This is a genomic window from Streptomyces sp. DSM 106670, assembly GCF_055792845.1.
The window spans coordinates 412,696-436,387 of the sequence record NZ_CM147704.1; the positions used below are offsets into that span (position 1 = coordinate 412,696).

Here is a 23,692-nt window from a genome sequence, read left to right on the forward strand (position 1 = left end):
ACCCGCGAGGCGATCATGGCGGCGGCCGAACGGCTCTTCGCGGAACAGGGCCTGTCCGCGGTGTCGAACCGGCAGATCGCCGAGGCGGCCGGGCAGGGCAATGTGACGGCCGTCAGCTATCACTTCGGCACCAGGACCGATCTGGTCCGCGCCCTGATGACCCGGCACGGCGAACACGTCGAGCTCATCCGCGCCCGGCACGTCGCGGCCGCCGAAGGCGCTCAGGACGTGACGACGTGGGTGAGCTGTCTGGTTCGCCCGGTCACCGAGTACCTGGCGTCGCTCGGCTCCCCCTCCTGGCAGGCGCGGTTCGCCGTCCAGGTCATGACCGACCCGATGATGCGCGCGCTCGTCACCGACGAGGCCCTCACCCGGCCCTGTCTGCGGCAGACCCTCGACGGTCTCGGCCGCTGCCTGGAGGCGCTGCCGGCCGAGGTCCGCGCCCAGCGCGGCACGATGGCCCGCCATCTGATCACCCACACCTGCGCGGAACGGGAGCGCGCGCGGGCCGACGGGATCGTCTCCTCCCCCGCCACCTCGTGGCAGGACACGGCCGACGCGTTGTGCGACGCGATCACCGGCCTGCTCACCGCGCCGGTCACCTCCCCCCACCCCGGCAATTCCCCCCACTCCAGGAAGCAGGACCCCGCATGAGGATCACGGTCGACGAAGAGAAGTGCTGCGGAGCGGGTCAGTGCGTGCTGATCGCTCCGGAGGTGTTCGACCAGCGCGAGGACGACGGCATCGTCATCCTCCTCGACGCCGAACCGCCGCAGGAACGGCATGCCGCCGTGCGCGAGTCGGCGGAGGTGTGCCCCGCGCTCGCCATCCACCTCGACGAGGCCCGGTGAACCCGCCCGGGAGCGTCCTGGTCGTCGGCGCGGGCGCGGCCGGCCTCAGCACGGTGGAGGCGCTGCGGCGCAAGGGGTTCGCGGGCCGGATCACCGTCCTCGGCGACGAGGACACCGCACCCTACGACCGGCCGCCGCTCTCCAAGCAGGTGCTGGCCGGGGACTGGACGGCCGAGCGGGCGCGGCTGCGCACCCAGGAGGCGCTCGACGCCCTCGACGCCGACTTCCTCCTCGGCGAGGCGGCCCGCTCCCTCGACGCCGCCGCCCGGACCGTCCGTACCTCGGCCGGGCGGGAACTCGCCGCGGACGCCGTCGTGCTGGCGACCGGGCTGCGCCCGCGCGCTCTTCCCGGCGCGCCCGGCGTACGGGTGCTGCGGACCCTGGCGGAGGCGACGGCGTTGCGCGGTGAACTGCTCGGGGCGTCCCGGGTCGTGGTCGTCGGCAACGGAGTCCTGGGAAGCGAGATCGCCGCCACCGTACGGCGCATGGGTCCCGCCGTGACCCTGGTGGGCCCGCAGCCGGCCCCGATGGCCGACCAGATCGGCTCCGAGGTGGCGCTCCACCTGGCCGCCCTGCACCGGCGGCACGGCGTCGAGCTGCGCGACAGCACCCTGGTGGCCGGAACGGTCCCGGAGGCCGGCCCGTCGCGAGGAGTGCGTCTGGCGTCCGGAGAGATCGTCGAGGCCGATCTCGTGGTGGCGGCGGTCGGGTCGCTGCCGGCCACCGACTGGCTGGCGGGCAGCGGGCTGCGGATCGCGGACGGAGTGGTCTGCGACTCCCGCTGCCGGGCGGCCGAGGGGGTCTACGCCGTGGGCGACGTGGCCCGCTGGCACCACGCCGCGCTGGGGGTGTCGCTCCGGCTGGAGAACCGGACCCATGCCGCTGAACAGGCCCTGGCCGTCGCGGCGGACATCCTCGGCGCGGACCGGCCCTTCACCCCGGTCCCGTACTACTGGAGCGACCAGTACGACGTGAAGATCCAGGTGTACGGCCTGCCGACACCCGCCGCCGACGTCGAGGTCGTCGAAGGCTCCCCCGACGAGGGGCGGTTCGTCGTCCGCTACACGCGGGGCGACGTGCCGGTCGGCGTGCTCGGCTGGAACATGCCGAAGCAGACCCGGCTGCACCGGCAGACGCTGCTGGAGCGCTACACCCGCACAGCGGCCCCGACGGCTCCCACGCCCTCGTGAGCGCGCGGCCGGACCACCGCCGCGCCCCGCTCGATCCCCCCACTCCCCCCACCGGAGGCAGTTCCATGACCCTCGACTCCCCCACCGCCGCCCCGAGCGACATCCCCGACTTCCCGCAGCCCCGCTCGGCGCGTTGCCCCTTCGACCCCTCCCCCGAACTGCGCGCGCTGACGGATCACGGCCCGCTGACCCGGGTCCGGTCCTGGGGCGGGACGACGCCCTGGGCGGTGACCGGCCACGCGGAGCAGAAGGCTCTTCTGGCGGACCCCCGGCTCAGTGCGGAGTTCTCCCGCCCGGGCTTTCCCAGCCCGGTGGACCCGCGGCACACGCACGCCGGTGGGACCGATCTCAGCTTCGTCGGCATGGACGACCCCGAGCACGCCCGTCTGCGCCGCATGGTCAGCGGTGCGTTCACGGTCAAACGGGTGGAGGCCCTGCGCCCGGTGGTGCAGCGGATGGCCGACGAGCACATCGACCGGATGCTGTCCGGCCCCCGCCCCGCCGATCTGGTCACGGCACTAGCCCTGCCGATCCCGTCCCTCGTCATCTCCGAGATGCTCGGGGTCCCCTACGCCGACCACGCGTTCTTCCAGACCAACAGCAAGACCCTGGTCTCGGCCGTCGCGACGGCCGAGGAACGCGGCCTGGCCCACCGGACCCTCGCCGACTACCTCCACCGGCTCGTCGGCGAGAAGCTCGACAGTCCCGGCGACGATCTGCTGTCCGCCCTCGCCGAACGGATCCGGGCCGGAGAGCTGACCCGGGCCGGAGCCGCCGCCATGGGCGTCCTCCTGCTGCTCGGCGGCCACGAGACCACCGCCAACATGATCAGCCTCGGCACCCTGATCCTGCTCGACCACCCCGATCAGCTGGCCCGCATCCGGGACACCGACGACCCGGCCGTCGTCGCCGCGGCCGTGGAGGAGCTGCTGCGCTATCTGTCCATCGTTCATCTGGGACGCCGCAGGACCGCGCTGGAGGACATCGAGATCGGCGGCCGCACCATCAGGGCGGGCGACGGGGTGATCCTTCTCGGCGAGCTGGCCAACCGCGACCCGGCCGTCTTTCCCGACCCCGACCGGCTCGACATCACCCGCAACGCCCGTCTGCACCAGGCGTTCGGCGCGGGCACCCACCACTGCGTCGGCCAGCCGCTGGCCAGGATGGAGCTCCAGGTCATCTATCCCACCCTGTTCCGGCGGATCCCCACCCTGCGTACCGCCGAGCCGGTCGACCGGCTGCCCTTCAAGTACGACGCCGTCGTCTACGGCCTCCATGCGCTGCCCGTGACCTGGTGAAGGCCCCTGAGCGCCGGCCGGGAGCCGCACGCCCCGGCCGGCGCGTCCACGGTACGAACCGGGGGCGCGCGGAGTGACCGGCCCCTCCCGTCTGCCTCAACTCGACGTTTAAGCCTGCCCAGTTACGTCCTTCAGGTGAAAGGGACACCGCATTCTTCGTGCACGCCGTCGCCCGGCCCGACAGTGAGGGGGCCGACCGGGCACCGAGTCGCGGTCGGACCCAACGTGACGTGCGGAGAAAGGTGACGGATTCATGGGCACTGAGGCCACCAGGCGGGTCGCGCTCGTCTTCTCCCTGTTCGACGCCAATGCCAACGGCGTCCTGGAGCAGGACGATTTCGATCTCATGGCCGACCGGGTCGTCCGCGAGGCGCATGCGTCGGACCGGGCGGCGAAGGACACGATGCGCGCGGCGTTCAGGCGGTACTGGACGACCCTGCTCACCGAGCTGGACGCCAACGGGGACGGCGAGATCAGCTTCGAGGAGTTCACGGCGTGCGTGCTCTCCCCGGAGCGGTTCGACGCCACGATCGCCGTGTTCGCCGAGGCGCTGGCCGCGCTGGGCGACCCGGACGGCGACGGGCTGATCGAGCGCCCGCTGTTCATGGCGCTGATGCGGGCGATCGGGTTCGAGCCCGACAACATCGACGCGCTCTTCGACGCGTTCGAGCCGACCGACGGGGACCGGATCCGGGTGGAGACCTGGGTCGCCGGGATCAAGGACTACTACGCCCCGGGCAAGGCGGGTATCCCCGGCGACCATCTGGTGGTCGGCACCGCGGTCTGACCGGCGACGCCGGGGAAGGACGGACGGAGCGGATCCCCTGGCCCCGGACCTGACCGTCGCGGTGAACGCCTCGCCCGGGCGTTCACCGCGTCGGTGTCAGCGCTCACCGAGGGACGGGCGCCGCGTCCCGGGCGTGCGCCCAGGGCGGTCCCGCGGAGAGTCGGCGGGCGGACGGTGGCCGATGAGGAGGACGGCCAGGCCCGCGGCGGCCATCAGACCGGACAGGGTGGCGAAGCCCGCGGAGAACGTGGCCACGTGTGCCGCCACGCCCAGCAGGAGGGATCCGACGCCGGTGCCCGCGTCGTAGCCGATGTTCCAGGCGACCGAGGTGGCGTGCCGGTTCTCGGCACCCGCGTAGGCGAACGCCTGGACCAGGGTGAGGCTCTGGAGCCCTCCGTACGCCGCTCCCAGGAGAAGCAGCCCGGACAGCAGGGCGGCGACAGGGGCGGCGTCCGAGCCGATGGCGTACGCGATCAGCGCCAGCCCCGTGCCCGCGGTGAGGGCGAGGACGCCGGTGATGGGCCGCAGCGCGATCCGGTCGGCGAGTTCTCCGCAGCCCCAGCGGGCCAGTGCGGCGGTGCCGGTGAGGGCGAGCAGCCCCGTGGCGGCGAGCGCGGGGGTGGCGGTGAACTGCGGGGCGAAGGTGAGTACGGCTCCGCCCGCCGCCGTGACCAGGAGCAGCACGGCCAGGGGACGCCGGATGCGCCGCAGCACCGTGGTCGCGCGGACCGGCTGCCGGGCGGTGCTGTCCTGGGTCGCCGGGGTGTCGGCCCGGGCCTCGACGGCGTGGCCGAGCGACCGCGCCCAGGGCAGGGCGAGGACGGGGAGCACGCCGCAGACGATGACGGCGGGCAGGGCGAAGGTGTCGGTCAGCCAGGGAGCGGCCGGGGTGAGGACCACCTGGGGCAGGGCGACGGCGAGACCGTAGAGGCCGATGACCGCGCCCTGGCGTCCGCGCGGAGCCAGTACGGCCGCCGCCGTGGCACCGCAGACGGTGACGATGCCGAAGCCCGCTCCGCGCAGTGCGGTCGTCAGCAGGACCGGCAGCAGGTGGTCGCTCAGGGCTTGCAGAAGGGCGGGCAGGCCGAGCAGAAGCGCGCCGAGGACGAGGGTGCGGGTCCAGCCGAGCCTGCGGAGCGTGGCCCTGACGCACAGCTGGGCCAGGACGGTGGCGGCCATCAGGACGGCGGTGACGAGCCCGGCGCCGAACGCGTCGGCTCCTCCGTGGACGGCCCAGGCCGGGGAGACCGGGAGCAGGAGGGCGAATCCGGAGAAGCAGAACAGCATCGTCACCAGCAGGTGCGGGATGCCGGGGGCCCGGACGACGGATTCCTTCGCGGGTACGGACATGAGGGTCGGCCTGTCCTGTTCGGTGCGGGGGCGAGGAGCGAACTGGGCAGCGCCCTGGGCGTGGCGGTCGTCGGAACCGTTCTCACCCACGGCGCCGGCATCGCCCTGCCGCGATGACGACAGGGCGGCGCACCGCCCGGCGCGGAGGCCGTCAGCCGGTCAGCAGGTCCGGGTTGCCCGCCAGTGCGGCCAGACGGCCCCGCGGGTCCGGGACGAGGCGGCGCTCGGCCAGGTCGAGGACGCCGGCCACTCCGGTGATCTCCGCGGCGACCGTGCCGTCCTCCTTGAGGATCTGCTGCTCCAGGGTGAACGTCTTGCCGGTGCCGTAGTCGAACCGGCAGGTGACCCGGACCCGCTCGCCGCCGCGCAGCTCGCGCCGGTACTTGACGGTGACCTCCAGCTGGACCGGGCCGATCCCGTCGGCCAGCAGCTTCTCCTGGGGCAGTCCGGCGGCCCGCAGCAACTCCCAGCGGGCGTGCTCCGCGTACTGGAGGTAGACGGCCTGGTTCAGATGGCCCTGGGTGTCGAGCTCGTAGCCGCGCACGGTCACATCAACGGAGAAGGTCATGACCGTGCGAACGCCTGCGGAAAACGGTCCATTCCGACGCGGTCCGACCCGATGGCCAGTCGCGTCCGGTGACCGGTCCGGTCCCGCCCGGTCAGGCGGTCGGCGCCGCGAGCTCCGCGTTGGCGCGCTCGGTGACCAGGGCGAGGACACGGCCGGCGGCGGCCAGGTCCTCGGCGGGGATCCCGCCCCAGATGCGGGCGGAGACGGGGGCGGTCTCCGCGCCGACGGCGGCGAGGAGTTCACGGCCCGCGTCGGAGGGGCGGACATACTCGCCGTCGAGGACGAGCAGGCGTGCGGCCAGCAGTTCGTCGAGCGTGGCGCGGATGTCCGCCGGATCCGCCTTGAGAGAGTTCCGGACCTCGGCGAGGAGATCGCCCGGCGTCCGCGGGGCGTCGGCGGTGACGGCGGCGCGCAGAGCGACCTGCTGCTGGAACGTGGCGCCGTGCCGGGCCAGGACCCGCTCCAGGACGCCGCGCGCCGCGTAGTGGGCCAGGGCGAGATCACGGGCGTTGGCGGGTGCGGTGGCCGCATCGGTGGTCATGGTGTCGTCCTCCGGTTGCTCTCGTCGTTCGGTACGGATGGAGCGAGAGGTGCGTCGAGCAGGGCCGTCAGTTCAGCGGTGAACGCACGCGTCCGCGCCGCGTCGAGGCCGCCGAGCGGCTCCAGCAGCTGCTGGAGCAGTTCCTGGACCACCTCGATGGCCTGGCGTGTGACGGCCTCGCCCTGTTCGGTGAGCGCGAGTCGCACGGCGCGCGGATCACGGGGATCGCGGGTGCGGTCGATCAGACCGGCCGACTCCAGGGCCCGCGCCAGCTTGGAGACGTACAACGCCTCCAGGCCCGTGTGGTCGGCGAGTTGACGCTGACTGGGGCGCTCGCCGGCGCGCTGCATGCCGTGCAGCGACGCGACCAGCGAGTACTGCGCGTGGGTGAGGCCCAGCGGAGCCATCGCCCGATCGACCGCCACACGCCATTTGTTGGCGAGCCGCCACACCAGGAATCCGGGCGTGGGACTCGGGGAACTCGCGCTCATGACCGATAGAGTACATGGCTATTATATCCATGGCTACTGTTTTCGATGGTGCCGCCCGCAGCGGCCGGACGCTCAGCCGGCCACCCGCCGCACCGTGCGCAGCAGGTACTCCTTGCGGTGCAGCGGGTCGTGGTCCGTGCGCGGGCGGTCCGGGACCGGTCCGGTGACCGGGCGGTAGTCGGCGAAGGCGGACTCCAGCACCCCCTCTCCCCGGGTCAGCCCCGGCAGCAGTTGCTGGAGTTCATGGACCCGGGCGGCCGGGATCTCGCCCTCCAGGGTGCAGAGCCCGCCGCTCGTCACCGGCGGCCCGGGGACCGCGCGGAGCCGGGCGAGGACCTGGGCGAGCGGGCCGTACGCGTCGGCGGGCAGTTCCAGCAGGAAGCGGTGCATCGGCTCGTACACCCGCGTTCCGGCCCGGCGCAGCGCGTCCATCAGGACGAGCGGGGTGAGATTGCGGAAATCGCCCGCCGTGCTCGACATGCTTTTGTCGAACGTGCCGTGGGAATGGCTCTGCCGGGGCCAGTATCCGGAATGCGTCTGGGTGACGACGCAATCGGTGACCTGCCAGCCGTGCATTCCCTGGCCCAGGGTGGCGTGCACGGTGTCTTCCACCGCCCGCATCAGCGCATAGGGCATCGAGCCCAGTTCGACCTCGCGGCGGAATTCCACGCCACTGCCGTACGGGGCGGGTTCCACGCGCAGTCCGACGGTGGCGAGGAAGGGGTTGGGGTCCTTGTCGATGAATGCGACGGCGGACCCGGTGGAGACGGGGCGCTCCCGGCAGATGGTGGTGGTCTCCCGGAAGGCGACCGCCACGCCGAACTCCTCGGCCAGGGTCTGCTGGACGACCTCCTTCTGCACCTCCCCGTACAGCGAGAGGGACACCTCCTGGCGGACGTCGTCGTGCCGGACGCCGATCAGCGGGTCCTGTTCGGCGAGCCTGCCGAGCGCGAGGTGGAGGGCGCCGCGGTCCTCCGGGCGGGCGGGGACGACGACCGTCTCCAGGGTCGGCGGGGCGAAGTGCCGGGCTCCGGCAGCCGCCGGGACCGTGCCGACGGTGTCGCCGACGCGGATGCCGGCCAGGCCGCGCAGTCTGCCGATGCGGCCCGCGCCGACCGAGGCGGCGATCGTCTCCGTACCGTTCTCGAACACCTCGATCGCGGAGACCTTGCCCTCGCCCGCCGTTCCGTCCGCGCTCCGGAAGGGCAGGACGTCCCGGGTGCGCACGGTGCCCCCGACCATGCGGACGTACGCGTTCCGCTCGCCGCCCGCACCGCGGTCCACCTTGAACACCCTGCCGTGGACCGGTCCTTCGGCGTCGCCGCGCGCGGCGGGCAGCAGCCCGGTGATGCCGGTGATCAGCTCCTCGACGCCCGCTCCGGTGGCGGCGGAGCCGAAGAAGACCGGGTGGACGAGGCAGCGGGCGGTCTGCTCGGCCAGGGCGGTGCGCAGCCGGGCGGCGGTGAGGGCCGCCGGGTCGTCGACGTACAGGGCGAGCAGCTCGTCGTCGTGGACGGTGAGCCGTTCGGTGAGCGCTCCGGTGAAGGCCGGGTCGTCGTCGGTGAACGCGGTGCTGGTCGCCTCACGGGTGCCGAGGCGGTCGGTGGAGCCCATCGCGACGATGTCCCGGGAGAGCCGGTCCGCGATGCTCGCGAGCAGCGAACCGTGGCGCGCTCCGGCCCGGTCGGTCTTGTTGACGAAGAGCAGCGTCGGGATCCGCAGCCGGCGCAGGGTGCGCATCAGGACGCGGGTCTGGGCCTGGACGCCCTCGACCGCGGAGACGACCAGGACGGCTCCGTCGAGCACACCGAGGGCCCGCTCCACCTCGGCGATGAAGTCCGGATGGCCGGGGGTGTCGATGAGGTTGACCGTGGTGTCGCCGACGGTGAAGGAGACGACGGCGGACTTGATGGTGATGCCGCGGCGGCGCTCCAGGGCGAGCGAGTCGGTCCGGGTGCTGCCGTCGTCGACGCTGCCGATGGTGTCGATGACTCCGGCGGTGTGCAGCAGCCGCTCGGTCAGGCTTGTCTTACCGGCGTCGACATGCGCCAGAATTCCCAGATTCAACGTGTGCACGGAGCTTCATGTCCTTGAGAGAAAGGTCAGTTTCTGTCGGGAGGAACACGAAAGCTCCGCGCATGATCGAACTCCTGGGTCGTTCCGATGGCTTGCGGGGAGTAGATCAGGGCGTTGTCGCCGGTCGCAACGGGATTTATCGCGCCCGCAGGTGCGGGAAGCGCCATTCGGTGCGGCTGCGCAGGGTTTCGCCGGGGCGCAGCACGGTGCTGGGGTGGCCGGGGCGGTTGGGCGAGTCCGGCAGATGCTGGGTTTCCAGGCAGAGCGATCCGTGGCGTTGGTGGCGGCGGCCCGCGCCGTCGGTGAACGCGCCGTCGAGCTGGTTGGCGGTGTAGACCTGGAGGCCCGGTTCGGTGGTCCAGAGCTCCAGCGTCCGCCGGTCGCCGGGGGCGGTGAGGCGGGCGGCGCGGCGCAGGGCTCCGGGGGCGGCGGGGCGCAGGACCCAGCAGTGGTCGAAGCCGCCGGCGCGCTCCAGTTGGGCGTCGGTGCGGTCGAGGCGTTCGCCGATGCGGTGCGGTGCGGTGAGGTCGAACGGGGTGTCGGTCACCGGGGCGGGCGGGCCTTCGGGGATGGAGTCGGCGTCGATGGGGAGGTAGGCGTCGGCGTCGACCTGGAGGGTGTGGCCGAGGATGTCGTCGTCGCCGAGGTTGAGGTAGGCGTGGTTGGTGAGGTTGACGACGGTGGGCCGGTCGGTGACGGCCGTGTAGTCGACGGCGAGTGTCCCGGTGGTGTCCAGGGTGTAGGTGGCGCTGACGTCGAGCGCTCCGGGGAAGCCCATGTCGCCGTCGGGGCTGTGCAGGGTGAGCCGGAGGACGGCGGCGGTGTCGGTACGGTGCCCGGCGGCCTGCCAGATCCTGGTGTGGAAGCCGTCGGGGCCGCCGTGCAGGGCGTGGCCCCGGTCGTTGGCGGGGATGTGGTGGGTGGTGCCGTCGAGGGTGAAGCGGCCGTGGGCGATGCGGTTGGCGTACCGGCCGACGACGGCCCCGAAGTACGGGTTCTTGTCGGTGTAGTCGTCGAGCGCGGGCAGCGAGCGGACGACCGGGCCGGGATCGCCGGCGGTGTCCGGCACGGTGAGGCTGTGCAGGACACCGCCGTAGGTGAGGACCTCGGCCCGGACGCCTGCGCCCGAGTCGAGGGTCCAGAGGTCGATCTCGCTCTGCCCGTGGGCGCGGCCGAACGGTTTGCGGTGCACGGTGGGCATGAGGATTTCCTTGGGGTGCGGAAGGGGCCCCGCGACGGCAGGCCGTGGGGGCGCTAGCGGGCCGGTTCGGAGGGCGCGCGGGGCGTGGTGGATTCGCGGACGACGAGGCGGTAGCCGGGGCGGGGCCGGCGGGGTTCGGCGACCGGGGTGCCGGCGAGGCGTTCGACGAGGCTGTCCACGGCGAGCCGGGCGATGGCCGCCTTGTCCGGCGCGATGGTGGTCAGGGTGGTCGCCCCGTACCGGCTCTCCTCGATGTCGTCGAAGCCGACGACGGCGATGTCGTCCGGGATGGTGAGGCCGCGTTCGGTGATGGTGCGCATGGCCCCGGTCGCGATCATGTCGTTGTACGCGAACACGGCGTCGGGCCGCTCGCCACGGTCGAGGAGGGAGGCCATGGCGGCCGCGCCGTCCTCGCGTCCGTAGCCGTCGGTGACGACGACCAGGGACTCGTCCGGTTCGATGCCGGAGGCGGCCAGTTCCTCGCGCCAGCCGCGCAGCCTGAGGTGGGCGGGCTGGCGTTCCTGGCCGGTGCGGGAGCCGAGGAAGGCGATACGCCGGTGGCCCAGCGCGATGAGGTGGGCGACGGCCTCGCGGGCGGCGGCCACGTTGTCGATGGCGATGTGGTCGTAGGGGGCTTCGTACTCGCGCTCGCCGAGCAGCACCAGCGGCGCGGTCTCGGTGCGGGCCATCAGGTCCTCGGTCTCCAGGTGGATGGGGCTGAGGATGAGGCCGTCGATGACGTGGGAGCGGAAGCCCTGGCAGACCAGCAGTTCCTTCTCCCGCTGGCCCGCGGTGTGGTCGACCAGGACGGTGTAGTCGTGCCGGGCGGCCGCGTCGACGACCTCGCCGGCCAGCTCCGCGAAGTACGGGTTGCCGAATTCAGGGACGGCCAGCGCGATGATGCCGGTGCGGCCCTTGCGCAGATGACGGGCGGTGAGGTTCGGCCGGTAGCCGAGCTCGTCGATCGCCTGCTGGACCTTGGCCCGCATCTTCGGGGTGACGTGCTGGTAGTTGTTGACCACGTTCGACACGGTCTTGATGGACACGCCCGCCCGTTGAGCTACGTCCTTGAGGCTGACGCCCACGGCACTCCTTGTTGCTTGGTTCGACTCGGCCCGGTCCGCACGGTTCAGGTGGTTCTCCGGCTGCGCGCGAGGTAACGCTGCGCCACCACGACAACGATAAGGAAACCGCCGCTGACCACCGACTGGTACGAGGAGTTGAGCGAGCCGATCTGGTTGATGAGGTTCTGGATCACGGCGAGCAGCAGGACGCCCCAGAGGGTGCCGCTGATCGAGCCCGCTCCGCCGATGAGGAGGGTGCCGCCGATGACGACGGCGGAGATCGCGTCCAGCTCCATGCCGACGCCGACGATGGTGACACCGGAGGAGAGGCGGGCGGCGTTCAGCGCTCCGGCGAGTCCGGCGAGCAGTCCGCTGAGGGTGTAGACGAGGATCTTCGTCCGGGCGACGGGCAGGCCCATCAGGGTGGCCGCGTCGCTGCTGCCGCCCACCGCGAACAGGGTCTGCCCGAACGAGGTGCGCTGGAGGAGGAGCCCGCCGGCCCCGAAGAGGGCCAGCGCGATGAGGATCGGGTAGCCGAAGCCCCAGACGCTGCCCTGGCCGAGCTCGGCGAACGCGGAGTCCTTGGGGACCAGGTAGGTGGTGGCGCCCTCGTCGGTGAAGGCGAGCAGCATGCCGCGCGCCGCGAGGAGCGTGGCGAGCGTGACGATGAAGGGCGCCATGTTCGCGCGGGCGATGAGCAGCCCGTTGACCAGGCCGATCGCGCCGCAGACCACCAGGGGCACGAGCAGGGCGGCGAAGAAGCCCCATTGGGATGCCCAGGCCGCCAGCACGCCGCCGAGGGCGAAGACGGAGCCGACGGAGAGGTCGATGCCGCCGGTGATGATGACCAGGGTCATGCCGAGGGCGACGATCGCGAGGAACGAGGCCTGGACGGTGACGCCCCGGGCGTTGTCGAGGCTGGCGAAGGTCGGGTAGACGAACGAGGCGATGAGGATCACGGTCAGCAGGACCGCGAGGACGCCCTGGCGCTGGACGAGTTCGCCGATACGGGAGCCGGTGGAGCGCTCGGGCCGGGGTTCGGTGCGCGAGGGGGCGTTCTTGAGCGGCGCCGGCGCCTGGGCGGCCGGGGCGGCGGGTGTGGTGTTCTTCATCGGGACCGACGCTCCCGGGCGACGTAGACGGCGGCGATGATGATGGCCGCCTGGGCGATCTGTGCGGTGGAGTCGGGCAGGTCGTGCTTGACGAGGGTGGCGCGCAGCAGCTGCATCAGCAGGGCGCCCGCGACGGTGCCGAGCACCCGGATGGAGCCGCCGTTCAGCGGGGTGCCGCCGACGACGACGGCCGTGATGGCGGAGAGCTCCATGAGGGTGCCGAGCGAGGACGGGTCGCTGGCGGTGAGCCGGGCGGTGGCGAGGATGCCGGCGAGGGCGGCCATCACCCCGCACAGGATGTAGACGCCGATCAGGACGCGCTTGACGGGCAGCCCGGACAGCGCGGCGGCCGAGCGGTTGCCGCCGATGGCGACGATCTGTCGGCCGAAGGTGGTGCGCTGCACCAGGAACGCGACGGCCAGCGCGAGGATGCCCGCGATGAGGACGACCGTCGGGATGCCGAGGAAGGAGCCGGTGCCGAGCGCGAGGATGTCCGGGTTGACGATCTGCTTGAGCTGACCGTCCGCCATCACGAGGGCGAGGCCCCGGCCGCCGACGAACAGGGCGAGCGTGGCGACGATGGGTTGCAGCCCGACGAGCGAGACGAGCGTTCCGTTGATCGCGCCGACCACCGCACCGGCGAGCAGCGCGATCAGGAGCGCGGGAACGAGTCCGTAGCCGAGGTAGAGCGGCAGCAGGGCGGCGGCGAGCGCCATGGTGGAGCCGACGGAGAGGTCGATGCCCTCGGTGCCGATGACCAGGGCCATGCCGAGCGCGACGATCACGATGGGCGCGACCTGGACCAGCTGGGTGCGCAGGTTGTCGGCCGTCATGAAGTGCTCGGTGAACAGGGCGTTGAACAGCAGGACGACGGCGACGGCCGCGTACACGCCGTACTCCTGGTACCAGGCGGGGTCGCGGAGCCGGGCCAGCGGCTTCGCGGGGCGTGGCAGGGTGGCCTGGGTGGTCATCGGGGGTCCTCCTGGCCGGCCGGGACCTTCCCACCGGATTCGGGCGTGCGGTTCTCGGTGTCGGGCGTGTGGTCGGCGAGCACTTCGAGCAGGCGGCTCTCGTCCACCTCGTCGCCGGCGAGTTCACCGGCGACCGCGCCGCCGCGCAGCACGACGATGCGGTCGGCGCCCTCGATCAGCTCCTCGATGTCGGAGGAGATCAGCAGGACGGCGAGGCCCTCGCGGGCGAGTTCGTCGATGAGGGACTGCACCTCGGCCTTGGCACCGACGTCGATGCCCCGCGTGGGCTCGTCGAGCAGCAGCACCTTGGGCTCCAGGCAGAGCCAGCGCGCGAGCAGCACCTTCTGCTGGTTGCCGCCGGAGAGTTCGCCGACCTTCTGTTCGGGGCTGGAGGCCTTGATCCGCAGCCGCTTCATGAAGATGTCGACAATGCGGTCCTGCTTGGCGCGGGAGACGATGCCGCCCCGGGAGAGCCGGGGCATCGCGGCGAGCACGATGTTCTCGCGGACGGAGAGTCCGGGGACGATGCCCTCGGCCTTGCGGTCCTCGGGGAGCATGCTGATGCCCGCGCGGATGGCGGCGGCCGGGGTGGGGCGGCCGATGCGCTTGCCGTCGACGGTGATCTCGCCACCGTCCAGCGGCAGCGCGCCGGTCAGCGCCTTGGCGGTCTCGCTGCGGCCGGAGCCCAGCAGCCCGCCGAGTCCCAGCACCTCACCGGCGTACAGCTCCACGGATATGTCGTGCAGTTGGTGGCGGCGGTCGAGACCGGTCGCGGTGAGGACGGGGGTGCGGGCCACCTCGTGTCCGGCGGCGTCGAAGTTGGTGAGGCCCTCGCGGCGCACCTCGGCCATGTCGCGGCCGAGCATCATCGACACCAGCTGCATCCGCTCCAGCGGGGCGAGTTCACCGGTGTGGATGTGGCGGCCGTCGCGCAGGACGGTGACCCGGTCGCAGATGCGGTAGAGCTCGTCCATGCGGTGGCTGACGTAGAGGACGGCGATGCCCTGGCCGCGCAGGTTCTCGATGACCCGGAAGAGGGTCTCGACCTCGCGGGGCTCCAGCGACGAGGTGGGTTCGTCCATGATGACGACCTGCGCCTTCACGGAGACCGCGCGGGCGAGCGCGACCATCTGCTGGGTGCCGATGCCGAGGGTGTGCAACGGGCGCTTGGGGTCGACGCGGACGCCGAAGCCGTCGAGGAGTTCGGTGGTCTCGCGGTTCATCCGGGCGAAGTCGATGAGCCCGAAACGGTTCTTCGGCTCCCGGCCCAGGAAGATGTTGCGCGCCACGCTCATCAGCGGGACGAGGTTCACCTCCTGGTAGATGGTGGAGATCCCGGCCTGCTGCGCCTCGAACGGGCGGGCGAAGCGGACCGGTTCACCGGCCACCCGCACCTCGCCCTCGTCGCTGCGGTAGACGCCGGTGAGCACCTTGATCAGGGTGGACTTGCCGGCCCCGTTCTCGCCGACGAGCGCGTGGACCTCGCCCGCGCGCAGCGCGAAGGAGACGCCGTCCAGGGCGACGACGCCCGGGAACCGCTTGCTCACCGAGCGCGCCTCGAGCACGGGGTCCGCCACGGCGGCGGCACCGGCGCCGGCGGTCTCCGGGTGCTGGGGTGTCGCTTGGGTTGGTGCCATGAATCCTGGCCTTCCGGTGTTACGGGAAACGGTGCCGGGCCGCCGTGACGCCTCCGGGATGCCCCGGGGGTCGCGGCGGCCGGCCGTCCGGTGGGGTCAGTACGCTCCGCCGAGCGAATCCTTGGCGTTGGCCTCGTCGTACTCGCGGTCGGTGATGATCACGTTCTCCGGGATCTCCTCACCGGCGTAGAACTTCTGCGCGGTGGCGAAGGCGAGCGGGCCGAAGCGCGGGTTGGACTCGATGACGGCGTTGTACTCGCCGTTGACCAGGGCCTGGACGGCGTTGCGGGTGCCGTCGACCGAGACGATCTTGACGTCCTTGCCGGGCTTCTTCCCGGCCGCCTTCAGCGCGGTGACCGCGCCGAGGCCCATCTCGTCGTTCTCGGCGTAGACGGCGGTGATGTCGGGCTTGGACTGGATGAGCTGCTCCATGACCTGCTGGCCCTTGTCGCGGGCGAACTCGCCGGTCTGCTGGGCGACGATCTCCAGGCCGGGGGCCTCGGCCTTGACCTGGTCGACGAAGCCCTTGGTGCGGTCGGTGGTGACGTTGTTGCCGGACGCGCCGAGCAGGATGGCGACCTTGCCCTTGCCGCCGGTGACCTTGATCATCGCGTCGGCGGCGCGCTTGCCCTGCTCGACGAAGTCGGAGCCGAGGAAGGCCACGTAGTCCTTGCAGGCGGTGGAGTTGACCTTGCGGTCGATGGTGAGGACGGGCACCTTCTTGGCGGCGGCCGCCTTCAACGCGGGCTCCAGACCGTCGGAGTTGAGCGGGGCGACGATGAGGAACTGGGCGCCCTGGGACAGCATGTCCTGGATGTCGCTGATCTGCTTGGACAGCTGGGACTGGGCGTTGGTGGTGAGGAGCTTCTTGACGCCGATCTTCTTCGCCTCGTCCTTGATGGACTGGGTCTCGGCGATCCGGAAGGGGTTGGCCTCCTTCTCCGACTGGGAGAAGCCGACCACGGCGTCCTTCAGGTCCAGCTTGGGTGCGCCGTAGGTCTCCAGCTTGCAGCCCGCACCGGACGAGGAATCGGGGGTCTTGGCCTCCTGCGCGCCCTGACTGCTGTCGCCGCCCGCGTTGTTGGAGGTCTCCGACTTGGCGCAGCCGGCGGCGGCCAGCGTGGTGACGGCGAGGACACAGGCCACGGCGAGGGTACGGGATCGACGCTGGATCATCATGCGCGGAACGCTCCTTGGCGGGTTGACGGCACGCTGATCGGCGTGCGGTCGGGCATGCGGGACGAGGCATCGGCTGCTCTGCGGCCGATGCCGCTGCATTCCTCACACCCCTGCTCCGTACTGCGGGAACAGCGGTCGTGAGAGCCTGCGCGGCCTGTCGGCGGCTCGGTTTACAACGTTATATAGGCGGTGCGGCACAGGCGGCAAGAGCGTTGTCGATGCGTTTCCAAAATGTGTCGGCCGAGGGCCGGGGCCGGTGTGCGGCAATCGGCCCGCCCTACGGCAACGGGTCCTGCGCGACCTCTGGACAGCCGCCCGGCACCGTGCTGTCATACCGCCGGACGCCACATTTCCAACGTTGCAAGAACGGCTGCCGTACGCCGGACCGACCGCGCGACGGCGACCTTCGGCATGCGCCCGACCCGCCCGCCCCACCCGCTCCCCCGGCCGGGCGGTCCCGCACACCCTCGCCCGCGCGCCATCCCCCCCACCGAGCCCGGCCGCGGCACAGGCGGCCGCGGCCGAGAGCAGGAGCCGCACCGATGCCCCTGAACCGCAGGCAGCTCATCACCACCGCGGTGGCCACGGCCGTCGCGACCGGCGCGGCAAGCCGGTGGGCGACCGCCGCGACGCCCGACCGCAACCGGGCGTCGGCCGCCCGGGGCGGCCACTACTCCCCCAACGCCGCGCCGCTCCACCCCACCGCGTTCCTGAAGCTGCCGCCGGGCAGGGTGACGGCGCGCGGCTGGCTGGCCGGGCAGCTGAAGCTCCAGCTGGAGGGGCTGTGCGGCCGGTACGAGGAGTTCTCGCACTTCCTGGACTTCACGGCGACCGGCTGGGTGCGCCCGGACCGGGGCGGCTGGGAGGAAGTCCCGTACTGGCTGCGCGGATACGCCGATCTCGCGATCGTCACCGGGGACGCGAACGCGCTGGCGACCACCCGCCGCTGGATGGACGCGATCCTCGCCACCGGTCAGTCCGACGGCTTCTTCGGCCCGAAGGCGCTGCGCACCTCGCTGAACGGCGGGCCCGACTTCTGGCCGTTCCTCCCGCTGATCCAGGCTCTGCGCTCCTGGCAGGAGTACAGCGGCGACACCCGGATCATCCCGTTCCTGAGCCGTTTCTTCCGCTACATGAACGCCCAGGGCCCGGGGGCCTTCGACACCAGCTGGATCGCGCTGCGCTGGGGCGACGGACTGGACAGCGTCATGTGGCTCTACAACCGGACCGGCGACGCCTTCCTCCTGAACCTCATCGACAAGATCCACCGGTACGGGGCCGACTGGGGCGACAACCTGGTCAACCCGCACAACGTCAACATCGCCCAGGGCTTCCGCGAGCCGGCCCAGTTCGCGCTGCGCAGCGGATCGGCCACCGACACCCGCAACACCTACGGCACGTACGCCAAGGCCATGGACGCCTACGGGCAGTTCCCCGGCGGCGGCTTCGCGGGCGACGAGAACGCCCGGCCGGGCCACGGCGACCCCCGCCAGGGCTTCGAGACCTGCGGCATCGTCGAGTTCATGGCGAGCCACCAGCTGCTCACCCGGATCACCGGGGACCCGCTGTGGGCGGACCGCTGCGAGGAACTGGCGTTCAACTCGCTCCCGGCCTCGCTCGATCCGTCGGGAAAGGCCGTCCACTACATCACCTGCGCCAACAGCGTGGACCTGGACGACGAGCCCAAGCGGGACCGCCAGTTCCAGAACCCCTTCGCGATGCTGGCGTATCTGCCGGGCGTCGACCAGTACCGCTGCTGCCCGCACAACTACGGCATGGGCTGGCCCTACTTCACCGAGGAGCTGTGGCTCGCCACTCCGGACGGCGGGCTGGCGGCGGCGATGTACGCACCGAGCGAAGTGACGGCGAAGGTCGCGGACGGCACGGAGGTGATGTTCACCGAGGAGACCGGATACCCCTTCACGGACACGGTCGAGCTCACCCTGACCGCGCCGAAGCCGCTGGACTTCCCGCTCGTCCTGCGCGTACCGGCCTGGTGCGCCGACCCGGAGATCCGGGTCAACGGGCAGCGGGTCGCCGCGCCCGCCGGGCCGGCCTTCACCCGGATCGAGCGGACCTGGTCCAGCGGCGACAAGGTCACGCTGCGGCTGCCGCAGCGCACCACCGTACGCACCTGGGCGGACAACCACGGCTCCGTCAGCGTGGACCACGGGCCGCTCACGTACTCGCTGCGGATCGGGGAGGAGTACGAGCGGATCGGCGGCAGCGATACGTTTCCGGAGTACGCGGTCCACGCCACGAGCCCCTGGAACTACGGCCTCGTCCTGGACCCCGCCCGCCCCACCGCGTCCCTGCGCCACCGCTCCACGGGCCGGGCCCCCGGCGACAACCCGTTCACGCTGGAGGGCACTCCGCTCACCCTCACCGCCCGGGCCCGCCGCATCCCCGAGTGGACGGCGGACGACGAGCACGTGGTGGCGCCGCTCCGGCCGGGCCCGGCGCGCTCGACGGAGCCGGTCGAGGAGGTCACGCTCGTCCCGATGGGCGCGGCCCGGCTGCGGATCACGTCGTTCCCCACGGCCGCTCCGGACGGCGAGCCCTGGCTCGCGGACCGCTGGTACCGGATCGCGAACCGGCACTCCGGCAAGGTGCTCGGCGTGGACGGCATGTCGACCGCGAACAGCGCGCATGTGGTCCAGTTCGGCGACACGGGGACGGCCGACCATCTGTGGCGGCTGGTGGCCAACGGCGACGGCTGGTACCGGATCCGCAACCAGCACTCCGGCAAGGTGCTGGGCGTCGACCTGATGTCGGCCGAGAACAGCGCGCACGTCGTGCAGTTCGACGACAACGACACCGCCGACCACCTGTGGCAGCTCGTCCCGGACGGAGACGGCTGGTACCGGATCCGCAACCGGAACTCGGACAAGGTGCTCGGCGTGGACGGCATGTCCACCGCCGACAGCGCCCATGTCGTCCAGTACGACGACAACGGAACGGCCGACCATCTGTGGCGGCTGCTGTGAGAGCTCTCCCCTGACGTACCGCCCGCCCCTGCCCGTACCACCGTAGAGAGGGATGTTCGACCATGCGACCAGCACCCGCACCCCGCCGCCGCACCTGGTGGCGGAGATTAACGGCCACCACCGGCCTGCTCGCCCTGGTGGCCACCGCGCTCGTGGGGACCGGCACCTCCCCGGCCGCCGCCGCGCCCGCCGCCTGGGAGCCGAAGCCCGCGCCCATGACGACGCCGTGGACGAATGACGTCCCGGTGGACAAGCCGCTGCCGGAGTACCCGCGTCCGCAGCTGACCCGCCCGGACTGGACGAACCTCAACGGCATCTGGGACTTCGCGGTCACCGGCCGTGACGCCGGGCAGCCCGCGACGTTCCCGGAGCAGATCCGGGTCCCGTTCGTCGCCGAGTCCGCGCTCTCCGGCATCCAGCGCCGGATCACCGAGAACGACAAGCTCTGGTACAAGCGGACCTTCACCGTCCCCGCGAACTGGGACGGCCGCCGGGTGAAACTGCACTTCGGGGCCTCCGACTGGCAGACCACGGTCTGGGTCAACGGCACCGAGGTCGGGGCGCACAAGGGCGGCTTCGACTCCTTCGCGTACGACATCACGCCGCAGCTCAACGGCGGGACGAACACCGTCGTGGTCTCCGTGTACGACCCGAGCCAGACCGGCGGCCAGGCGGTCGGCAAGCAGCGCATCAACGATGTGCGGCCGCATCCGGGCGGCGGCATCTTCTACACCGCGGCCTCCGGCATCTGGCAGACGGTCTGGCTGGAGCCGGTGGCCTCCGCCCACATCACCCGCCTCGACATGACGCCGAACCTGGACGACAGCACCCTGCGGGTGAAGGTGCAGACGGCGGGCGCGGCGGGCAGGAGCGCCCGGATCACCGTCTCCGCCGGCGGTACGGTGGTGGGCACGGCGACCGGCGCGGTGGGCGGGGAGATCTCCGTACCCGTTCCGAACCCCCGGCTGTGGAGCCCCGAGGACCCGTTCCTGTACGACGTGAAGGCGGACCTCCTCGACGGCTCGGCCGTCACCGACACCGTGGGCGGTTACACCGGCATGCGGTCGATCGGGATCGCCAAGGTGGACAACATCCTGCGGCCGGTCCTCAACGGGGAGTTCGTGTTCCAGACGGGCACCCTGGACCAGGGCTACTGGCCGGACGGCATCTACACCGCGCCGAGCGACGAGGCGCTGAAGTACGACCTCCAGGCGCACAAGGACCTCGGGTTCAACATGGTCCGCAAGCACATCAAGGTGGAGCCGCAGCGGTGGTTCTACTGGGCGGACAAGCTGGGTCTGCTGGTGTGGCAGGACATGCCGTCGATGGACACCGGCAAGGTGCCGGACGGGCCGGCCCGCACCCAGTGGGAGACGGAGTACCGGACCATCATCGACCAGCACCGCAGTTCGCCCTCGGTGGTGATGTGGGTCAACCAGAACGAGGGCTGGGGGCAGTACGACCAGGCGAGGATCGCCGACGAGGTCAAGGCCCAGGACCCCTCGCGTCTGGTCAACAACATGAGCGGGGTCAACTGCTGCGGCTCGGTCGACGGCGGCAACGGCGACGTGGTGGACAACCACATCTACGTCGGCCCCGGCAACACCGCGCCGAGCGCCACCCGGGCCGCCGTGCTGGGCGAGTTCGGCGGGCTGGGCTACAAGGTGCCGGGCCACGAGTGGTATCCGGGCGGCGGCTTCAGCTACGAGGACCAGCCGAGCATCGCCGCGCTCAACAACCGGTTCGTCGGGCTGCTCGACGCCATCCGGATCGGCCAACTGCCCGCCGGGCTCTCCGCGTCCGTCTATACGGAGATCACGGACGTCGAGAACGAGGCGAACGGGCTGCTGACGTACGACCGTCAGGTGGTGAAGGTCGACACCGCCCGGGTGAAGGCCGCCAACGAGGCCCTCATCCACGCGTCCCGGAACCCCGCTCCCCCGGTGGACCTCCCCACCGGGCAGAACAAGTCGCTGCGGGTCACCACCCCCGGGCACACCACGAAGCATCTGCGCCACTACGACGGGCTGGCCTTCACCGAGGTGGTGAACAGCGGGAGTTCGGCCGTACTGAAGGCGGACGCCACCTGGAAGATCGTCCCCGGGCTCGCCAACGGCAACTGCTACTCCTTCGAGTCCCGGAACTTCCCCGGTGAGTTCCTCCGCCACCGGGAGTTCCGGGTGCGCCGCGACGCCAACGACAACTCCGCGCTGTTCAAGGCGGATGCGACGTGGTGCGCGGTCGCGGGGAACGGCGGGGTGAGGTTCACCAGCGCCAATCTGCCCGGCAGCTATCTGCGCCACATCGACTCCGAGGTGTGGCTCGCCACTCCGGGCGGCGGGCAGCCCTTCGACAGCCCGGCGCTGTTCACCGAGGACACGACCTGGGCGGTGGACGCCCCGTGGGCGCCGTGATCTGACCGGGGACACGGGCAGGGGCCCGGCAGCGGCGGAGGACGTTCCCTCCGTCGCCGCCGGGCCCCTTTTGCGGAAGCCGTACGGCCGGGCTCAGCGGATCAGAAGCGGTTCGGGGCGCGCTCCGGGACCGGGGACCCGGGGAGCACGTCCGGCTTCTGGTTCTGGCGTGCCTGCGCGTTCGACTCGGCGGTCGCCCTGCAGGTGACGTCCTTCGCGGGCAGCTTGCCGGTGGCCAGGTAACGGTTGACCGCGCCGTCCGTGCAGGCGTTGCCGCTCGGGTAGACGCCGTGGCCCTCACCGCCGAGGACCGTGACCATCATCGAGCCCTTCAGCTGGGCGTGCAGGGCCTGGCCGCTGGGCAGCGGGGTCTGCGAGTCCCACTCGTTCTGGACGACGAGGGAGCCGACCTTGTTCTTGACCACGGTCACCGGCTCGGCGGACTTCCCCCAGAAGGCACAGGGCTTGATGCTGGACGCGAAGTCCCCGTAGAGCGGGTAGCGGCCCTTGTCCTCGATGGCGTCACGCCGGTAGGTCTCCGGATCGCGGGACCACGCGGCCGAGTTGTCGCCGCACACCACGGCCCAGAAGCTGGCCGTCCCGTTGTCGGCGGGGGTCTCGGCGGCGAGCGCGGCCTTCCCGGCCCACTCGGGCGCCCCGGCCCCGCCGCCCTCGGTGATCCGGGCCAGCTTCTTCGCGGAGGCCGGCTTGCCCGCCGCGGCCTTCTTCAGCTCCACGACCGCCTCGGAGGCGTACTTCGGGGTGAAGGACAGCCCGCGCATCCCGTCGCGGATGTCGTCGCCGGTGGTGGGCTGCCCGTCCACCACGATGGGGTCCTCGTCCGCCCGCGCGACGAGGTCCCAGAAGGTCCGGTCGACCTTCTTCGGGGTGTCGCCGAGACGGTACGTCTTCGAGCGGGCGGCGGCCCACTCGGTCCACCGGTCGAACGCGGGTTCCGCGCCCTCGGCCCACCACTGGATCATCCCGCGCCAGGCGCGCTGCGGGTCGACCGCGCTGTCCAGCACGAACCGGTCGGCCCGGGCCGGGAAGAGCTGGGCGTAGACGGCCCCCAGATAGGTGCCGTAGGAGTAGCCGAAGTAGGAGATCTTCTTCTCGCCGAGGATCGCCCGCACCAGGTCCAGGTCGCGCGCGGTGTTGCGGGTCGTGATGTGCGGGAGCCGGTCCCCCATCTTCTTGCGGCACTTGTCCGCCACCGTGCGCGCCCAGGCGACGTCCTTGGCGTACGTCTCCGCCTTGTAGGGCCGCAGCCAGTTCTCCTGCTCCGGTGTGAGGTTGCAGGAGACCGGGCTGGAGCGGCCGACGCCGCGCGGGTCGAAGCCGACCAGGTCGTAGCTCTTGAGCACGGACGTGGGCAGCTCCTCCTTCATCATCATCGGCATCCACAGCCCCTCGCCGCCGGGGCCACCGGGGTTGGAGAGCAGGATGCCGCGCCGCTTGCCGGGATCGGCGGTCCTGATCCGGGATATCGCCAGGTCGATCCGCTTGCCTCCGGGCTTCCGGTAGTCCAGCGGGACCTTGACGGTGGCGCACTGGTACGCGGCCGGGGAGTCGGCCTCGCACCGCTTCCAGGCGGGCTTCTGCTTCGCGTAGCGGTCGAGCGCGCTCTTGGCGGCGGGCGGGGCGACGGCCGAGGGGGTCCCGGCCGAGGGGGCGGCAGCCGGGGCCGCGGTGGCCGGCGAGGCGGCGAGCGCCGGGGCCAGTGCCGCCGTCAGACTCACGGCCACCAGGGGCGCGAGACGTCGTCTGCGCACGATATCGATCCTTCCGGTCGCATGTTCGGACAGGAGGATCTTGTCGGATCTGTGCACGTCTGCGGATCCCTCCCGGGGCCCCACCTCCTGTACGTCTCGGGAATGACGGCAACGGGCGTGAATGGTCCGCCGGTTGGAGAACCATTCACGCCCGTGGCGGGTCCGCCGCCCTCCCGGCGCGCCCGGCCACTCCGGTGCGCGCC

The 23,692-nt window shown here is 71.8% G+C and carries 19 protein-coding genes; 7 read left to right on the forward strand and 12 right to left on the reverse strand.

What is annotated here, in order from left to right; genetic code table 11:
• Positions 1-15 precede the first annotated feature (15 nt).
• The 5 genes from ACSMXR_RS01735 (at position 16) to ACSMXR_RS01755 (ending at position 4,126) form a co-directional block, all read left to right on the forward strand.
• Entirely contained in the window at positions 16-654 is a 639-nt protein-coding gene (locus ACSMXR_RS01735) for a TetR/AcrR family transcriptional regulator (protein WP_473172329.1), read from the forward strand.
• Complete coding sequence (locus tag ACSMXR_RS01740; RefSeq protein ID WP_030082396.1) at positions 651-851, forward strand: ferredoxin; 201 nt, start codon at positions 651-653, stop codon at positions 849-851. Before ACSMXR_RS01735 ends, ACSMXR_RS01740 begins: the two co-directional genes overlap by 4 nt.
• A complete protein-coding gene (locus tag ACSMXR_RS01745) occupies positions 848-2,041 on the forward strand; it encodes an NAD(P)/FAD-dependent oxidoreductase (RefSeq protein ID WP_473171052.1) in 1,194 nt (397 codons plus the stop codon). The genes ACSMXR_RS01740 and ACSMXR_RS01745 overlap by 4 nt, the downstream gene beginning before the upstream one ends.
• 65 nt (positions 2,042-2,106) lie before the next feature.
• Positions 2,107-3,339 (forward strand): cytochrome P450, encoded by a 1,233-nt coding sequence (locus ACSMXR_RS01750; protein WP_376187216.1) that lies wholly within the window; start codon positions 2,107-2,109, stop codon positions 3,337-3,339.
• Between the two features lie 253 nt (positions 3,340-3,592).
• A complete protein-coding gene (locus ACSMXR_RS01755; protein ID WP_473171053.1) occupies positions 3,593-4,126 on the forward strand; it encodes an EF-hand domain-containing protein in 534 nt (177 codons plus the stop codon).
• Between the two features lie 96 nt (positions 4,127-4,222).
• Here ACSMXR_RS01755 and ACSMXR_RS01760 read toward each other — a convergent pair whose 3' ends face one another.
• The 11 genes from ACSMXR_RS01760 to ACSMXR_RS01810 all read right to left on the reverse strand — a co-directional run bounded on the left by ACSMXR_RS01760 (position 4,223) and on the right by ACSMXR_RS01810 (position 16,316).
• Positions 4,223-5,476 carry an MFS transporter gene (locus tag ACSMXR_RS01760; protein ID WP_473171054.1) on the reverse strand — a complete coding sequence of 418 codons (1,254 nt, stop codon included), beginning with the start codon at positions 5,474-5,476 and terminating at the stop codon, positions 4,223-4,225.
• Positions 5,477-5,627: 151 nt separating this feature from the next.
• Positions 5,628-6,044: an acyl-CoA thioesterase gene (locus tag ACSMXR_RS01765; protein ID WP_137230865.1), complete on the reverse strand. Its 417-nt coding sequence runs from the start codon at positions 6,042-6,044 to the stop codon at positions 5,628-5,630.
• 91 nt (positions 6,045-6,135) lie between these two features.
• Positions 6,136-6,585: a MarR family transcriptional regulator gene (locus ACSMXR_RS01770; RefSeq protein WP_473171055.1), complete on the reverse strand. Its 450-nt coding sequence runs from the start codon at positions 6,583-6,585 to the stop codon at positions 6,136-6,138.
• Complete coding sequence (locus ACSMXR_RS01775) at positions 6,582-7,076, reverse strand: MarR family winged helix-turn-helix transcriptional regulator (protein WP_137230862.1); 495 nt, start codon at positions 7,074-7,076, stop codon at positions 6,582-6,584. The genes ACSMXR_RS01770 and ACSMXR_RS01775 overlap by 4 nt, the downstream gene beginning before the upstream one ends.
• A 72-nt stretch (positions 7,077-7,148) precedes the next feature.
• Positions 7,149-9,152: a GTP-binding protein gene (locus ACSMXR_RS01780; RefSeq protein ID WP_473171056.1), complete on the reverse strand. Its 2,004-nt coding sequence runs from the start codon at positions 9,150-9,152 to the stop codon at positions 7,149-7,151.
• A gap of 136 nt (positions 9,153-9,288) precedes the next feature.
• Complete coding sequence (locus ACSMXR_RS01785; protein ID WP_473171057.1) at positions 9,289-10,353, reverse strand: aldose epimerase family protein; 1,065 nt, start codon at positions 10,351-10,353, stop codon at positions 9,289-9,291.
• A gap of 53 nt (positions 10,354-10,406) precedes the next feature.
• Entirely contained in the window at positions 10,407-11,438 is a 1,032-nt protein-coding gene (locus ACSMXR_RS01790) for a LacI family DNA-binding transcriptional regulator (protein WP_137230856.1), read from the reverse strand.
• 44 nt (positions 11,439-11,482) lie between these two features.
• On the reverse strand, positions 11,483-12,529 hold the full coding sequence (locus ACSMXR_RS01795; protein WP_218527086.1) for an ABC transporter permease: 1,047 nt from the start codon (positions 12,527-12,529) through the stop codon (positions 11,483-11,485).
• The gene (locus ACSMXR_RS01800; protein WP_030082376.1) at positions 12,526-13,500 is read right to left on the reverse strand and encodes an ABC transporter permease; all 975 of its coding nucleotides are present in this window, start codon (positions 13,498-13,500) and stop codon (positions 12,526-12,528) included. Before ACSMXR_RS01800 ends, ACSMXR_RS01795 begins: the two co-directional genes overlap by 4 nt.
• The gene (locus ACSMXR_RS01805) at positions 13,497-15,137 is read right to left on the reverse strand and encodes a sugar ABC transporter ATP-binding protein (RefSeq protein WP_218527085.1); all 1,641 of its coding nucleotides are present in this window, start codon (positions 15,135-15,137) and stop codon (positions 13,497-13,499) included. The genes ACSMXR_RS01800 and ACSMXR_RS01805 overlap by 4 nt, the downstream gene beginning before the upstream one ends.
• 96 nt (positions 15,138-15,233) lie before the next feature.
• A complete protein-coding gene (locus ACSMXR_RS01810; RefSeq protein WP_030082372.1) occupies positions 15,234-16,316 on the reverse strand; it encodes an ABC transporter substrate-binding protein in 1,083 nt (360 codons plus the stop codon).
• A 542-nt stretch (positions 16,317-16,858) separates the two neighbouring features.
• On the opposite strand from ACSMXR_RS01810, the gene ACSMXR_RS01815 reads away from it, so the two are divergent.
• Positions 16,859-19,303: an RICIN domain-containing protein gene (locus ACSMXR_RS01815; protein ID WP_473171058.1), complete on the forward strand. Its 2,445-nt coding sequence runs from the start codon at positions 16,859-16,861 to the stop codon at positions 19,301-19,303.
• Between the two features lie 62 nt (positions 19,304-19,365).
• On the forward strand, positions 19,366-21,717 hold the full coding sequence (locus ACSMXR_RS01820) for an AbfB domain-containing protein (RefSeq protein WP_473171059.1): 2,352 nt from the start codon (positions 19,366-19,368) through the stop codon (positions 21,715-21,717).
• 101 nt (positions 21,718-21,818) lie between these two features.
• On the opposite strand, the gene ACSMXR_RS01825 is transcribed toward ACSMXR_RS01820, so the two are convergent.
• Positions 21,819-23,489, reverse strand: coding sequence for an alpha/beta hydrolase (locus ACSMXR_RS01825; RefSeq protein ID WP_473171060.1), 1,671 nt, complete (start codon positions 23,487-23,489; stop codon positions 21,819-21,821).
• Positions 23,490-23,692: the final 203 nt, after the last annotated feature.